15 protein-coding genes are annotated in these 13,277 nt (G+C 69.9%); 5 read left to right on the plus strand and 10 right to left on the minus strand.

Annotated features, from left to right (window positions below):
- Window position 1 precedes the first annotated feature (1 nt).
- Window positions 2-802: a DinB family protein gene (locus GUY59_RS05310; protein WP_138199093.1), complete on the minus strand. Its 801-nt coding sequence runs from the start codon at window positions 800-802 to the stop codon at window positions 2-4.
- Between the two features lie 71 nt (window positions 803-873).
- Between GUY59_RS05310 and GUY59_RS05315 the strand changes: the two genes are divergently transcribed.
- The 4 genes from GUY59_RS05315 to GUY59_RS05330 all read left to right on the plus strand — a co-directional run bounded on the left by GUY59_RS05315 (window position 874) and on the right by GUY59_RS05330 (window position 4,125).
- Entirely contained in the window at window positions 874-1,875 is a 1,002-nt protein-coding gene (locus tag GUY59_RS05315) for a helix-turn-helix transcriptional regulator (protein ID WP_138199094.1), read from the plus strand.
- Window positions 1,876-1,907: 32 nt separating this feature from the next.
- Window positions 1,908-2,204 carry a DUF3817 domain-containing protein gene (locus GUY59_RS05320; RefSeq protein WP_132332205.1) on the plus strand — a complete coding sequence of 99 codons (297 nt, stop codon included), beginning with the start codon at window positions 1,908-1,910 and terminating at the stop codon, window positions 2,202-2,204.
- A 186-nt stretch (window positions 2,205-2,390) separates the two neighbouring features.
- Window positions 2,391-2,729: a histone-like nucleoid-structuring protein Lsr2 gene (locus GUY59_RS05325; protein WP_138199095.1), complete on the plus strand. Its 339-nt coding sequence runs from the start codon at window positions 2,391-2,393 to the stop codon at window positions 2,727-2,729.
- A gap of 457 nt (window positions 2,730-3,186) precedes the next feature.
- Entirely contained in the window at window positions 3,187-4,125 is a 939-nt protein-coding gene (locus GUY59_RS05330) for a sulfotransferase (RefSeq protein ID WP_161714415.1), read from the plus strand.
- A 139-nt stretch (window positions 4,126-4,264) separates the two neighbouring features.
- Here the strand turns inward: GUY59_RS05330 and GUY59_RS05335 are convergent, their stop codons facing one another.
- The 9 genes from GUY59_RS05335 to GUY59_RS05375 form a co-directional block, all read right to left on the minus strand.
- Complete coding sequence (locus tag GUY59_RS05335; RefSeq protein ID WP_171055291.1) at window positions 4,265-5,071, minus strand: carbon-nitrogen hydrolase family protein; 807 nt, start codon at window positions 5,069-5,071, stop codon at window positions 4,265-4,267.
- Window positions 5,072-5,094: 23 nt separating this feature from the next.
- Window positions 5,095-5,742, minus strand: a complete 648-nt coding sequence (locus GUY59_RS05340) for an RraA family protein (RefSeq protein ID WP_132332200.1) — start codon at window positions 5,740-5,742, stop codon at window positions 5,095-5,097.
- 33 nt (window positions 5,743-5,775) lie between these two features.
- Window positions 5,776-6,567, minus strand: coding sequence for an ABC transporter permease (locus GUY59_RS48325; RefSeq protein ID WP_201760531.1), 792 nt, complete (start codon window positions 6,565-6,567; stop codon window positions 5,776-5,778).
- A gap of 9 nt (window positions 6,568-6,576) precedes the next feature.
- Entirely contained in the window at window positions 6,577-7,437 is an 861-nt protein-coding gene (locus GUY59_RS05350; protein WP_138199097.1) for an ABC transporter permease, read from the minus strand.
- Entirely contained in the window at window positions 7,434-8,489 is a 1,056-nt protein-coding gene (locus GUY59_RS05355) for an ABC transporter ATP-binding protein (protein ID WP_138199098.1), read from the minus strand. The genes GUY59_RS05350 and GUY59_RS05355 overlap by 4 nt, the downstream gene beginning before the upstream one ends.
- 8 nt (window positions 8,490-8,497) lie before the next feature.
- On the minus strand, window positions 8,498-9,568 hold the full coding sequence (locus GUY59_RS05360; RefSeq protein WP_132332195.1) for an ABC transporter substrate-binding protein: 1,071 nt from the start codon (window positions 9,566-9,568) through the stop codon (window positions 8,498-8,500).
- The gene (locus GUY59_RS05365; protein ID WP_161714416.1) at window positions 9,565-10,257 is read right to left on the minus strand and encodes a GntR family transcriptional regulator; all 693 of its coding nucleotides are present in this window, start codon (window positions 10,255-10,257) and stop codon (window positions 9,565-9,567) included. Before GUY59_RS05365 ends, GUY59_RS05360 begins: the two co-directional genes overlap by 4 nt.
- 109 nt (window positions 10,258-10,366) lie before the next feature.
- Window positions 10,367-11,011 carry a response regulator gene (locus tag GUY59_RS05370; protein ID WP_138199099.1) on the minus strand — a complete coding sequence of 215 codons (645 nt, stop codon included), beginning with the start codon at window positions 11,009-11,011 and terminating at the stop codon, window positions 10,367-10,369.
- On the minus strand, window positions 11,008-11,466 hold the full coding sequence (locus tag GUY59_RS05375; protein WP_138199100.1) for a sensor histidine kinase: 459 nt from the start codon (window positions 11,464-11,466) through the stop codon (window positions 11,008-11,010). The genes GUY59_RS05370 and GUY59_RS05375 overlap by 4 nt, the downstream gene beginning before the upstream one ends.
- 208 nt (window positions 11,467-11,674) lie before the next feature.
- On the opposite strand from GUY59_RS05375, the gene GUY59_RS05380 reads away from it, so the two are divergent.
- Window positions 11,675-13,270: a helix-turn-helix domain-containing protein gene (locus tag GUY59_RS05380; protein ID WP_236666864.1), complete on the plus strand. Its 1,596-nt coding sequence runs from the start codon at window positions 11,675-11,677 to the stop codon at window positions 13,268-13,270.
- Window positions 13,271-13,277: the final 7 nt, after the last annotated feature.

Below are 13,277 nucleotides of genomic sequence, written 5' to 3' on the forward strand. Positions count from 1 at the left end.
GTCAGTCTTCTTTCTGCAGTGCGGTCAGATCACGTTCGCTGTAGAGCCGGTGCTCCCACTCCTCGTTGAGGACGATGGCCAGACAGCCCTTGAGCGGGAAGTTCTCCTCCTGGGGCCAGCCGGGCTCCGTACGCGTCACCTTCGACGCGAGCCGCTCGTCCGTGAGCGTCTCCATGACGCCGCGGACCATCGCCTGGCGTTCGCGCCGGACCGCGAGCACCTCGTCGAGGCAGGGCCGCGCCTCGCGGTCCCACGGGATGCCGTCCCACCCGGGGGCGTCGTCCCACGGCAGGTCCAGCGGGTGCCACGGCGAGGGATCACCGAGGACCATCCGGCCCACCCAGGCGGCACTCGCGAAGTTGAGATGCCGCAGCGTCTGGATGAAGGACCACTCCTCGTCGACGCCGCGGTGGAGCGCCGCTTCCGGGAACGTCCGCGCACGCGCGACCGTGCCCTCCCACAACCGCTCCAGAACCGCCCACGCCTCCCGGAACCCGTCGACGTCCTCTGGACGCATCTTCGCCCGCTCCGGCATGCGGCGGTCCAGCTCGGCCTCGACGAGCGGGGCGATGTCGACGCCGTTCACGACGACGTTGCGCAACTCGCCGGTGATCTCGACGTCGACCAGCTCGACGCCGCGCAGGCGGCTGCCGTTGAACATGACGTCGCGGATGTCGGCCTGCCTGAAGTCGACCCCCCGCAGGCGGGCGCCGTTGAGTGACACGCCGGCGAAGGTGGCGTCGCGGAGCTTCACGCGTTCGAAGCGTGCGCCGCTGAGGTTCTGCTCGTGGAACTCCGTCATGCGACCAGACGATAGGACCGGTTCCGGACGATTTACTTCCGGTTCCCGCCACGACCACTTAGTCTGCTCGTGTGCCGGCCGACCTCAGCCCCACCGCACGGGCCCTGCGCGCCCTGGAGACCCTCCAGGGCCGCCCCGGCGTGACCGCCGGAGAGCTCGCCGCCCGCCTGGGCGTCACGGAGCGGGCCGCACGCCGGTACATCGGCATCCTGCGGGAGGCGGGCATCCCCGTCGAGTCGGCCAGGGGCCCCTACGGCGGCTACCGGCTCGGGCGCGGCACCAGGCTGCCGCCCGTGGCCTTCACCGAGCCCGAGGCCCTCGGCCTCGTCATGGCGGTGCTCGACGGCCAGCCGGCCGCCGCCGACGCCGACGACCTCGTCGGCGCCGCCCTGAGCAAGGTCATCCGTGCTCTTCCCGAGAGCGTCGGCAGGCAGGCGGCGGCGCTGCGCGAACACGCGTCGGCCGCGCCCGACCCGCGCTCCGCCCGGCCTGACCCGGCCACCACCAGCGCGCTCGTCGCCGCCGTCGCGGACCGGCGCCGCCTCGTGGTCGCCTACCGGAGCGAGTCCGGCAACGAGTGGGAGGCCGACGTCGATCCCTGGGCGGTCGTCGTCCGCCACGGGCGCTGGTACCTGCTGTGCCATTCCCACCACGCGGGCGCGATCCGTACCTACCGGGTCGACCGGATCCGCGGGCTGCGGCGGACCGCGTACACGTTCGAGCCGCCCGATGACCTCGACCCGGTCGCGGCGCTGGAGGAGAACCTGGGCACGGGATGGAAGTTCCCCACGCGGGTGGTGTTCGACGCCCCGCCCGCCGAGGTGGCGCCCTGGATCCGGCCTCCCATGGGACGCCTCGAACCGCTGGGCGAAGGGTGCGTGCTCACCGGGAGCACCAGCAACCCCACGATGTACGCGCAGGAGTGGCTGGCCTGCGTACCGCTCGCCTTCCGCGTCGAGGGCGGACCGGAGCTGCGGGCGGCGGCCGCCGCGCTGGCCTCCCGCTTCGCCGCCGCCGTGGCGGACGATCCCGCCCGGCGGCCCACCGAGCCAACCGAGCTCTACGACCTGTAGAGTACGAACTCCGTTCGGGCGAAAGGTGAAGCATGCTGCGTTGGTTCCGTATTGTGGCGGTGGCCGAGGCGTGTTCGTGGGCGGGCCTGCTGGCCGGGATGTTCTTCAAGTACGTGACCGCCACCGGCGAGCTCGGCGTGAAGGTGTTCGGGCCGATCCACGGGGCGATGTTCGTGTTGTACGGGCTCGGCGTGGTGCTCTCGGCGCGGGAGGCGGGCTGGAGCAGGGGCGCCGTGGTGCTGGGCCTGGCGTGCTCGGTGCCGCCGTTCACCTCGTTGTGGTTCGAACGCCGGATGGCGGCGCGCGCCGCGGTCGGCCGGACCGCCTGATCGCACCGGCCACCAGTGCCGGTTCCCCTTGTGAATAGGGGCGTCCTGAATATTTCTTCAACTTCACCGATCTCCGCGCCTCTCGGACAGGTCATGTGAAACGCGGCTCACCTGGCCCCGGACGATGCATATAGTGCTGAAGGCGGCTACAGTACGCTGCAACCATAGCGTCCTTGGAGCAGCATCATGGCGAAGCGCATCGTTGAAACTTTTATCGACGACATCGACGGAAGTGAAGCCGAGGGGACCACCGCGTTCGCCCTCGACGGCACTAACTACGAGATCGACCTGTCCGGCGAGAACAGGGAGAAGTTGGAGAAGGCCCTGGCGCCCTTCATCACCAAGGCCCGGGCGGTCCGCGCGGAGCGGACCCGTGGGCGGCGTGGCACCGGCGGCTCGTCCCGGTCCATCAGCCGTGAGAAGTCCACCGAGATCAGGCGGTGGGCCAAGGCTCAGGGGCTCCCGGTGAGCGAGCGCGGCCGCATCGCCGCCACCATCGTGCAGCAGTACGAAGCGGCCCACTGAGCGGACACGCCCGGGCCCGGCGCCGCCCTATTGGAAACGGAGCCGCCGGCACCATCGAGCCGCGCGGGCGAGCGCATCTCCATAAGTCAGGGAATTGCGGCCAGAGCCGAGTTCATGGAGCACGGCCCACCGCCGCCGGTGCAGAACAAAGGCAGCCAGCGGTTTACCGGCGCCGCTTTGAATAAAGGTTAATCGCGACCGCGCCGGCGGCCCTTCACCGCGGGCGACGCCTGGCTTGTCGACGGGCCCTGAGACCGGCGGTGCCGGCCCTTCCGACCGCGGACCTCGCCGCCTCGACGTCACCACTCCCGCGTGGGGCCACGGGCCCCAAATCTCAGAAGCGGTATCGGGCAGCGGGCGTTGGACCCTACGTTGGGGTGTTGATGACCCCGAACACCACTCATTCCCCCAGTTGTCCATCCGCCACCCGCCCTTCACCGGGCCCTCAGGTATGACCATGGCACCCACTCCCCCGCAGCCGATCCGCATCCTGTTCGTCGGAGGCCATGGCAGGTCGGGCAGCACCCTGGTCTCCCGCGCGCTCGGCGCGGCCGAGGGCGCGACCTGCGTCGGCGAACTGCGCTACCTCTGGACCCAGGGCGTGACCAAGAACCAGCTCTGCGGATGCAGCAAGAGGTTCCGCCGGTGCGCCTTCTGGCAGGAGGTCGGCCAGGCCGCCTTCGGCGGCTGGCGGAACGTCGACGCCGCCGAGATGGCCCGGCTGCACCGCTCCGTCATGCGCATCAGGCACGTCCCGCGCCACGTCCTGCCGGGCTCCACGGGAGCCTTCGGCCAACGCGTCCACCGGTACGCCGAGACCATGGCCGCCGTCTACCGGGGAATCGCCGAGGTCAGCGGGAGCCGGTTGATCGTCGACTCCTCCAAGTTCCCCACCTCGGCGCTGCTGCTGCGCCGAGTCTCCGGCATCGACCTGCGCATCGTCCAGCTCGTACGCGGCCCGCACGGCGTCGTGCACTCCTGGTCGCGCAAGGTCCAGCGCGCCGACAAGAACGGCAGGCTGATGGCCACCCACTCACCGGCGCAGACCGCCGCCGAGTGGCTGGCCTTCAACGCCGCCATCGAGGCGTTCCGCCTGACCAGCACCCCCTGGACACTCCTGCGTTACGAGGACTTCGTGGCCCGGCCGCAGCGCGAGTTGTCGCGGGTGCTGGAGTTCGCCGGCCTACCGGGGGCCGGCACCCAGTTCCTCGGTGACGGCACGATCGACCTGCCCGCCGACCACAGCGTGGCGGGCAACCCGATGCGCATCCGTACGGGTGTGGTGCCGCTGAGGGCGGACGAGGAGTGGCGCTCGGCGATGCGCCCGTCCCGCCGCCGCATGGTCACCGCCTTCACCGCCCCCGGCATGCTGCGCTACGGCTACCCGCTGCGCTGACCCGTACACCGGCGGGGCGCCGGCCCACCGTGACCGTCGTCAGGCCGAGGGGTGCCGCGGCAGCACTTCCCCTCCGCGGCCGCGGCCCTGGAGGGGCCGGTTGCCGCCGTTGCCACGCGAGTGAGCGCCGGCCCCCGCCTTACGGGGACGCGAGGGCGGCGACCGTGAAGCGGCGGTTGGCCAGGCTGGGATTCTTGGCCCGCACCTGCTCGATCCGCTCGGCCGACAGGGGGCCCGACGCGAGGCCCTCCGACTCGCCGGCCGACGCGACGATCGTGCCCATCGGGTCGATGATCATGCTCTGGCCGGTGCAGTTGGGGCCGGACTGGCCCGCCATGACCATGTAGGACGTGTTCTCGATCGCGCGGGCGCGGGCGAGCGTGATCCAGTGGTCCTCCTTGGCGGGGCCGGCCACCCAGGCGGCGGGCACGATGACGGCGTTCGCGCCGGCGTCCACGAGCAGCCGGGCGATCTCGGGGAAGCGCAGGTCGTAGCAGGTCATCACGCCGAACGTGAGCCCGCCCATGGCGAAGGTCAGCGGCGTGAACTCCGCGGGCTGGATGCGGTCGGACTCCTTGTAGCCGAAGGCGTCGTAGAGGTGCACCTTGCGGTAGACGCCGATGCGCCGGCCGTCGGCGTCGAAGGCGACCACGGTGTTGGAGGCGCGCGGGTTTTCCGGCAGTTTCTCCGTCATGCCGGCGACGACCGCGATGCCGTGGCGCTTGGCGGCCTCGCCGACCGCGGACACGAACGGGCCGTCCAGCGTCTCCACGGCGCCGCTGATGTCGGCGGTGACGTCGGGGTTGCTGTACATCGCGTTCTCGGGCAGCACGACCAGGTCGAGCCCCTCGCCGGCGGCGCGCTCGATCAGCCCTTGCACCTTCGCGAGGTTCGACTCCTTGTCGGTGGTGGCGCCGAACTGGGCCACAGCGATCTTGATGCTCATCTGAACTCCTTAACGAACGGCGGTCACGCGAAGTACTTGGCCGCGCCTGAGTAGTCGGAAATGCGGCCGCCCGCCGCGATCGCCTCGCGGGCGGGGATCTCGGCGTCCTCCTTCTTCTTCAGCACCGCCGCGATCTCCAGTGCCTCGGCCGGGTCCAGGATCGCCACCCCGTCGGAGTCTGCGAACACCACGTCACCCGGGGACACCACGACGCCGCCGATCGACACGGGCACGTTGATGGACCCCTCGATGCCGGAGATCCGCGTGGTGTGGGCGGCGATACCCCGCGAGTAGGCGGGGAACCCGTACCCGGCCATCTCCTCGATGTCGTTGATCCGCCCGTCGATGACGGCGCCCACCGCTCCCCTGGTCTTGGCCGTGAACGACACCAGCCCGCCGAAGCACGACCGCTGCTCGTCACCGCTCTGCTCGACGACGAGGACGTCACCGGGCCGCAGGTCGTCGACCGCGACGTGCACGGCGGTCGAGTCGAGATGCGGCAGGCGCACCGTCACCGCGGTGCCGACGAACTTCAGCGGCCGCCCGTTGGGCGTCAGCCCTCGGGGGAAACCGTGATCGCGCAGGTGGCCGAGGGTCGAGGTGCAGACCTGGCTCAGGGCCTCGGCGATGCGGGGATCGATCGAGGGGGCGGACGGATGACGGACGAACATGAAACAACTCCTGACAACTGATATCTGCAGGTCCTAGCGCAGGACCTTCTTCAGGCCGGCCGCCCGTTCGATGATCACCATGAACAGCACGCTGATGGCGATCAGTACGACCGACAGCGCCGCGATCTGCGGATCTGTCCGGCTCTCCACGTAGTGGAAGATCTCGACGGGCAGAGTGGTGGCCTGCGGCCCGACGACGAAGAGGGAGATCACCGCCTCGTCGAAGGAGATGAGGAAGGCGATCACGCCGCCGGCCAGCACCCCGGGGGCGATGAGCGGCAGGGTCACGCGGGTGAAGGTGCGCCAGGGGGACGCCCCCAGGGTGCGGGCGGCCTCCTCGCACGAGCGGTTCATGGTCATCAGGCTCATCGAGGTGGTCCTGACGACGTAGGGCACCGTGATGGCCAGGTGGGCGACGATGAGCCCGCCGTACGTGCCGGTGATCTTGAGAGGGGCGAGGACCAGCAGCAGCGCGAGCCCGAGGACGATGGCCGGCACCATCAGCGGTGACAGGAAAAATCCGGACATGACCTCGCGGAACCGGAACTCGTGCCGCGTCAGCGCTATCGCGACGGGCACCCCGATCAGCAGCGCCAGCAGCGCCACCCCCACGCCCACCACGGCGCTCACCTGGAAGCCGTGGATGAACTCCGCGTTCTGGGCCAGGCGCTCGTACCACTGGAAGGTGAAACCCCGCGGCGGGAAGGACATCGTCGACTGCGCGTCGAACGAGATGACCAGCACCATGAGGATGGGCGCCAGGAGGAACAGGTACAGCAGGGTCACGACCAGCCTGGTCGGCCAGCCTCTGAACTTGGATGTCACGCCGTCCCCCTACTGGGCCTCGATGCGCCGCAGCGCCCGCTGGTAGATGACGATGACGACGGCGAAGAGCGCGAGCAGGATGAACGCGATCGCCGCCGCGAACGGCCAGTTGAGCGTCGCCGTCGCCTGGTCGTAGATCTCGGTGGCCAGGTAGAAGACCTTTCCGCCGCCGACCAGCCGCGGCGTGACGAACGAGCTGATCGTCAGCACGAACACCAGCAGCGCCCCGGTCAGCACGCCGGGCATGCTGAGCGGCCACACGATCCGCCAGAAGGTGCGCCAGCGGTTGGCTCCGAGGCTCTGCGCCGCGTGCTCCAGCTCCGGATTGAACCGGCCGAAGCCCGCGAGCAGACAGAGGATCATGTAAGGCATCATGATCTCGACCAGCGCGATGTACACACCGATCCGGTTGTTGATCAGCGCGAGCGGCTGGTCGACCAGGCCGGCGCCCATGAGCGCCTCATTCACCACACCCTGGTTGCCGAGCAGGACGAGCCATCCGTACGTACGGACGACCGAGCTCGTCAGCAGCGGCGCGACGGCCAGCGCCACCAGGATGCCCTTGAACCTGGACTCGGTCCTGACCAGGAACAACGCGATCGGGTACGACACCACGATCGTCAGCACCGTCACGCCGAGGCCCAGCAGCGTGGTCTCCCACGCCATGTCCCAGTAGTAGGAGTCGCCGACGAACTGCGCGTACGAGTCGAGGGTGAACGTCTCCTCGATGTATCCGGTGGAGTCCCCGCGGTTGAAGCTCATCCGCAGGAGCCAGGCCAGCGGCAGCACGAAGGAGACGGCCAGGCCGAGCAGCCCGGGAACCGTCAGGCCCAGCACGGTCAGCCGGGCGGAGCGGGTCTTCGCACTCATGTCAGTACCAGGGCGTCCTCGGTCTGCCAGGACAGCCGCACGGTCGCTCCGCGCTCCAGGCGTTCCGCCGCGCCGGCCACGGACTGGACGGACACGGTGTTGTCCCCGACCCGCACGCCGTACTCGATGGAGTCGCCCACGTAGACGACCGTCTCGACGGTGCCGTGGGCGTCGTCGGCCGCCGCCTTGCTCACCTGCATGCGGTGCGGGCGGACCAGCACGGTCGCGGGCCCTTTCGCGCCCTGGTCGTCCACGGCCCGCATCTGTCCCAGCCCTGCCACGTCGAGCTCCGCGACGCCGCCCGCGGTGTGCGTGATCTGGGCGTCGAAGAGGTTGGCGCGGCCGATGAAGTTGGCGACGAACCGGTTGGCGGGGTGCTCGTAGATCTGCTCGGGCGTCCCGACCTGCTCGATGACGCCCTCCGACATGACCACGATGCGGTCGGACACGGCCAGCGCCTCGTCCTGGTCGTGGGTGACGAAGACGGTGGTGATGCCCAGCTTGCGCTGGATCGAGCGGATCTCCTCGCGCATGGTGTCGCGCAGCTTGGCGTCCAGGTTGGACAGCGGCTCGTCGAGCAGCAGCACCGCCGGCTCGATGACCAGGGCGCGGGCGAGCGCGACCCGCTGCTGCTGGCCGCCGGAGAGCTGCTTGATGCGGCGGCCGCTCAGGTGGCCGAGCCTGACCAGGTCGAGCGCCTCCTCGACCCGCCGCTTGGCCTCCGCCTTGGAGGTGCGGCGCATCTCCAGGCCGAAGGCGACGTTGCGCGCGACGTTCAGGTGGGGGAAGAGCGCGTAGTTCTGGAAGACCAGGCCCATGCCGCGCTGGTGGACGGGGGTCCTGGTCAGTTCCTTGCCGTCCAGGTGAATGCGGCCCGAGGTCGCCTCGATGAGGCCGGCGATCATCCGCAGGGTCGTCGTCTTGCCGCACCCGGAAGGGCCGAGGAGCGAGACGAACTCGCCCTGGTCGATGCCCAGCGTGAAGTCCGCGACGCTGGGACGCTCCACCCCTGGATATTTCTTGACGATGTCGTCGAGCTGCAGGAAGGACATCTGTCGCCTCAGCTCGCCAGGATCTCGCGGCGCCACAGCTGCGTCCACTTCTCGCGGTTGGCGGCCACCTGCGTCCAGTCGACCTGGAGGATCTCCGCGGACTTCGCCGGGTCGAGCGAGGTGCGCTTCAGCGCCTTCTCGCTCGGCTTCGCCTTGGTGTTCGTGGGTGCGTAGTACATGGCCTCGGTGAAGGATTCCTGCGACTCGGGGCTCAGCGTGTAGTTGATGAAGGTCTGCGCGGCGGCGGGAGACGGCGAGTCCTTCACCAGGTTGATGGTGTTGATCTGGAAAATGGTCTGCTCGTCCACGATGGCCACTTTCAGCTTGCCGTGGCTCTCGTCGGCGTAGTACTGGCCGCGGGCGTTCCAGCCGACGGCCAGCGCCGCGGTCCCCGACTGCACGAGCGTGTACGAGTCGGGCTGGGGCGACCAGGTCTGCACGTTCGGCGCCAGTTGCTTGAGCCGGGCCACGCCCTGGTCGACGGACTTGGTGTAGTCGCCGCCCGCCTTGGCGTTCTCGATGAGCATGAGGCCGGCGCCCTGGATGTCCGGCTGGGCCGGCACCACGACCTTGCCCTTGTACTTGGGGTCCCACAGGGCGTTCCACGAGGTGGGGGCGGGGCTGACGGATTCGTTGTAGAGCAGGACGAGGCTGTCGAACGTCACCGCGGGGCCGTAGTTCCCCTCGACCTTGCCGCGCGGGTCGATGTCCTTCATGTTCGGCACCTTGGCCGGGTCGAGCGGCTGGAACACCTCGGACTTGTTACCGGTGCCGGAGGTGGAGATGTCCATGATCGAGACGTCGGTGTCGGGACTGTTCCGCGCGGCGCGCAGGGACGCCAGGTTCTCGGCGGAGTTGGCCGAGCCGACGAACTTCACCTTGATCTTCGGGTATTTCTTCTGGAACGGCTCGATGACCGACTTCTTGAAGACGTCCTCGAAGATTCCCGAATATCCCTTGACGGTGATGGTTCCTGAGTCGGGCGCGTTGTTGGTGGGGGTGCTGGAGCTACCGGAACAGCCCGCCACCGTGGCCAGCGCGATGGCGAGCAGCCCGCCGGCCAGCGGCTTCAACTTCATGGTGGTTCTCCTTGTGACGACCGGGCCGACGACGGGGCGACGATCACGGGGTCGAGCTGCTGCAGCGCCATCTGCCGTGAATACGACTTGTCGATGTGCTGCCGCACCAACGTTTCCGACTTGTCCGGATCTTTCTCCTTGAGTGCGGCCTGGATCGCCCGGTGGTCCTCGTTGGTGTTCTCCATGCCGAGCGTGCTGTGGGCCATGTACCAGATCCGCAGGGATCCGCAGTTGAGCCGGTTCACCGCCTCCGCCAGAAACGGGTTGTCGGTCGACTTCGCGATCTCCAGGTGGAACTGGTGGTCGTACTCGATGGCCTCGTACGGCTGGCCGGCCACGATCTCGTCGTCGATGCGATCGCAGATCCGTTCCAGCTCGTCCAGTTGCGCGAGGGTGGCGCGCCTGGCCGCCAGCCGTGCCACGGGCTCCTCCAGGAGGTGGCGCGACTCGTACAGCCTGGACAGATCCCTGACCCGGATCCCGCGCACGTAAGGGGTGCGGTGCGGCGGGTAGTTGACGAACTGCTCGTCGGCCAGCTTCTTGAGCGCCTCCCTGATGGGGGTGCGCCCGAACCCGTAGCGGGTCGAGAGCATCGCGTCATCCAGGGGCATGTCCTCGGCGAGGTCCCCTGTGACGATCGCCCTGCGCAGCACGTGGTACGCCTGCTCCGTCTTTGTCCGTCCGGTCAAGGTCATCCGTATACCCTCGATATATCTGAAGTACAAGGAAAGTACGAGACACTCCACGCCCAGGTCAAGACCCTGAGCTCAGCTACCGCGATCGGTCATCGAAGGACCGTCAGCGCAGGATGCCCTCGTGCAGGGCGCGCAGCACGGCGTTGGTGCGATCACGGGCGTCGAGCTTGAGCAGAATCGTGGACACGTAGTTCTTCACCGTGCCCTCGGCCAGGAACAACGCCTTGGCGATCTCCCGGTTGGCGTAGCCCTCGGCCACGAGCCGCAACACTGCGAGCTCGCGCTCGGTGAGCTCCCGCACCGGTGCCGCGTCGCCGCCGGCCGGTGGGGGGCCGGAGCGGATCGCGCGCAGCAGCCGGTCGGTGATCGACGGCGCGACGAGCGTGCCCCCGCCGGCCAGCGTGCGCACGGCCCTGGTCAGCTGCTCCAAGGTCACGTCCTTGAGCAGGTAGCCGCGCGCGCCCGCCCGGAGCGCCTGCAGCACGAGCGTGTCGTCGTTGAAGGTCGTCAGCACGAGGACCGGCGTCTCGATGCCGCGCTCGCGCAGGCGTTCGAGCGTCCAGATCCCGTCGTAGCGCGGCATTCTCAGGTCGAGCAGCACCACGTCCGGCCTGGTGGCCGCGATGACCTCGATCGCCGCCCGCCCGTCGTCGGCCTCGCCGGCCACCTCGACGTCGGCGACCTCCAGCAGGCTGCGGATCCCCTGACGGACGAGCGTCTGATCGTCGACCACCACGACCCGGGTCACGACGCCGGCACCTGAGCCGTCACCCGGAACCCGCTCCGGCCGTCGACGCTGACCTCGCCGCCGAGCGCTTCGAACCGCTCGGCCAGCCCGCGCAGCCCGTTGCCGAGCACCGGATCGGCCGCGCCACGGCCGTCGTCCACCGCGGTCAGCCGCACCGCGTCGCCGTCGGACTCGACCTCGATCCACAGTTCGCGGGCGCCGGCATGCCTGATCGTGTTGGTGACGATCTCCTGCACGGCTCGTACGAGCGCCGCGACGTGCTCCTCGCCTGCCTGCACCTCGGGCGCGACCTCGATCGACACCTCGAGGCCGGGCAGGTCACGCACGACCTGCCGCAGGGCCTTCGTGAGGTCGGACGACTCGGTGCGCAGCCGGCCGACCGTGGCGCGTACGTCGCCCAGCAGGTCGCGCGCCACCCGGTTGGCCCGCTCGACGTGCTCCCTGGCCCGCTCCACGTCGCGGTGACGCGCCTGGTGAGCCTGTCCGCGACGATCCTCGTCGGCGGCGTCGTCGCGGCCGTGTTCTTCCGGTGGGACTGACCGAGGGCCGCGCGGAGCTCGGACGCCGAAGACCTGGCCTTTTGCCCGAAGTGGGGCTTAGGATCGGGCAGCGATGGTTTCACCAAGAGCGCGGCTCTCGCGCTTGCTCGACGACCTCGGACGCATGTTGCTCGATCTCATCGCGTCTCCGGGGGACCTCGACGGCGAGCTGACGGGCGTGGCGATCTACGGTCCGGGCGACGAACTCATCGTCGAACCGGGCGAGCTGGTGCTCGGAGTGGGTCTGCACGACAACGACGCGATCGCCGAGCTCCTGCGACGCCTCGGCGAGCACCGTGCGGTGGGGCTCGTCGTCAAGCACCCGGTGACCGCGGACGAATCCGTCGCCGCGGCGGTGCGCGACAGCGGCGTGGCGCTGTTCGGGCTCAACCGCGCAGCCTCGTGGTCGCACGTGGCCGCCATGCTGAGGGCGTTGCCTCCGGCCACGACCGACGTCACCGGCGGGGCCGACCTGCTCGCCGGGGCGCCGGCCGGTGACCTGTTCGCCCTCGCCAACGCCGTGGGGGCGCTGCTCGACGCGCCGGTGACGATCGAGGACCGCGCCTCGCGCGTGCTGGCCTTCTCCGGCCACCAGCACTGCGCCGACCAGGGCCGGGTCGAGACCATCCTCGGCCGGCAGGTGCCCGACCGCTACACGCAGCTGCTGGAGCGGCGCGGGGCGTTTCGCGAGCTGTCCAAGGGCACCCCCGTCTACGTGGAGCCCCTGGCCGAGGACATGATGCCGCGCGTCGCGATCGTCGTCAGGGCCGGGGACGAGGTGCTCGGCTCGATGTGGGCCGTGGTCAAGGAGCCGCTGTCCGAGGCGCGCGCCGCGGCCTTCGCCGACTCGGCCAAGATCGTGGCGCTGCACATGCTCCGGGCCAGGGCGGGGGCCGACGTCGGACGCAGGCTCAGCGCCGACCTGGTGGCCATGGTGCTGGAGGGCGGGCCGGGAGCGCCGGAGGCGGCCAACCGCCTCGGGCTCACCGACGGCCGGCTCTGCGTGATGGCCGCCCGGGTCGTCACGGGCGACGCCGCGGACACCGAGGCGGCCATGCAACGGCTGCGCGACGCCCTCGCCCTGCACTTCGCCGCCGTGCACCCGCGCTCGGCCGCGGCCCTGCTCGGCGGGACCACGTACGTCGTGCTGCCGGTCGGCGCGAGCGGAGACCGTGACGGCACGGCGTCAGTGGTCCGGCTGGCGGTGGACTTCCTCGCCCGGGTGGGAGCCCGTACGGACGCCGTCATCGGGGTCGGGCGGGCCACCACGTCACTCGCCGAGGTGACCCATTCGCGCCGCGAGGCCGACCGGGCGCTGCGGGTGCTGGAGACCGACCGCCGCGGCAGGCGCATCGCCCGCTACAGCGACGTGCAGGTGGAGTCGCTGCTCCTGCGCCTGGCCGACCTCGTCGCCGAGGACGGCGAGCTGCACCTCGGCTCGCTCGGGGCGCTGGTGGACTACGACGCCGAACACGATAGCGGCTTCGTCGACACCCTGTCGGCCTACCTCGACGCCTTCGGCAACGTCGCGGAGGCGGCCGCCGCCATGCACCTGCACCCCAACTCGTTCCGGTACAGGCTTCGCCGCGTGTGCGAGATCACCGGCATCGACCTCACCGACGCCGACGCGCGGCTCGCCGCGACGTTGCAGCTGCGCCTCTTCCGCGTCGCCAGGGACCGGGGCGTGGTCAAGGAGAATGGATCCGCCCGGTCCCGGTGACGACCCG

Source organism: Nonomuraea sp. K271 (genome assembly GCF_009908215.1).
In the GTDB taxonomy this organism is placed as follows: domain Bacteria; phylum Actinomycetota; class Actinomycetes; order Streptosporangiales; family Streptosporangiaceae; genus Nonomuraea; species Nonomuraea longispora.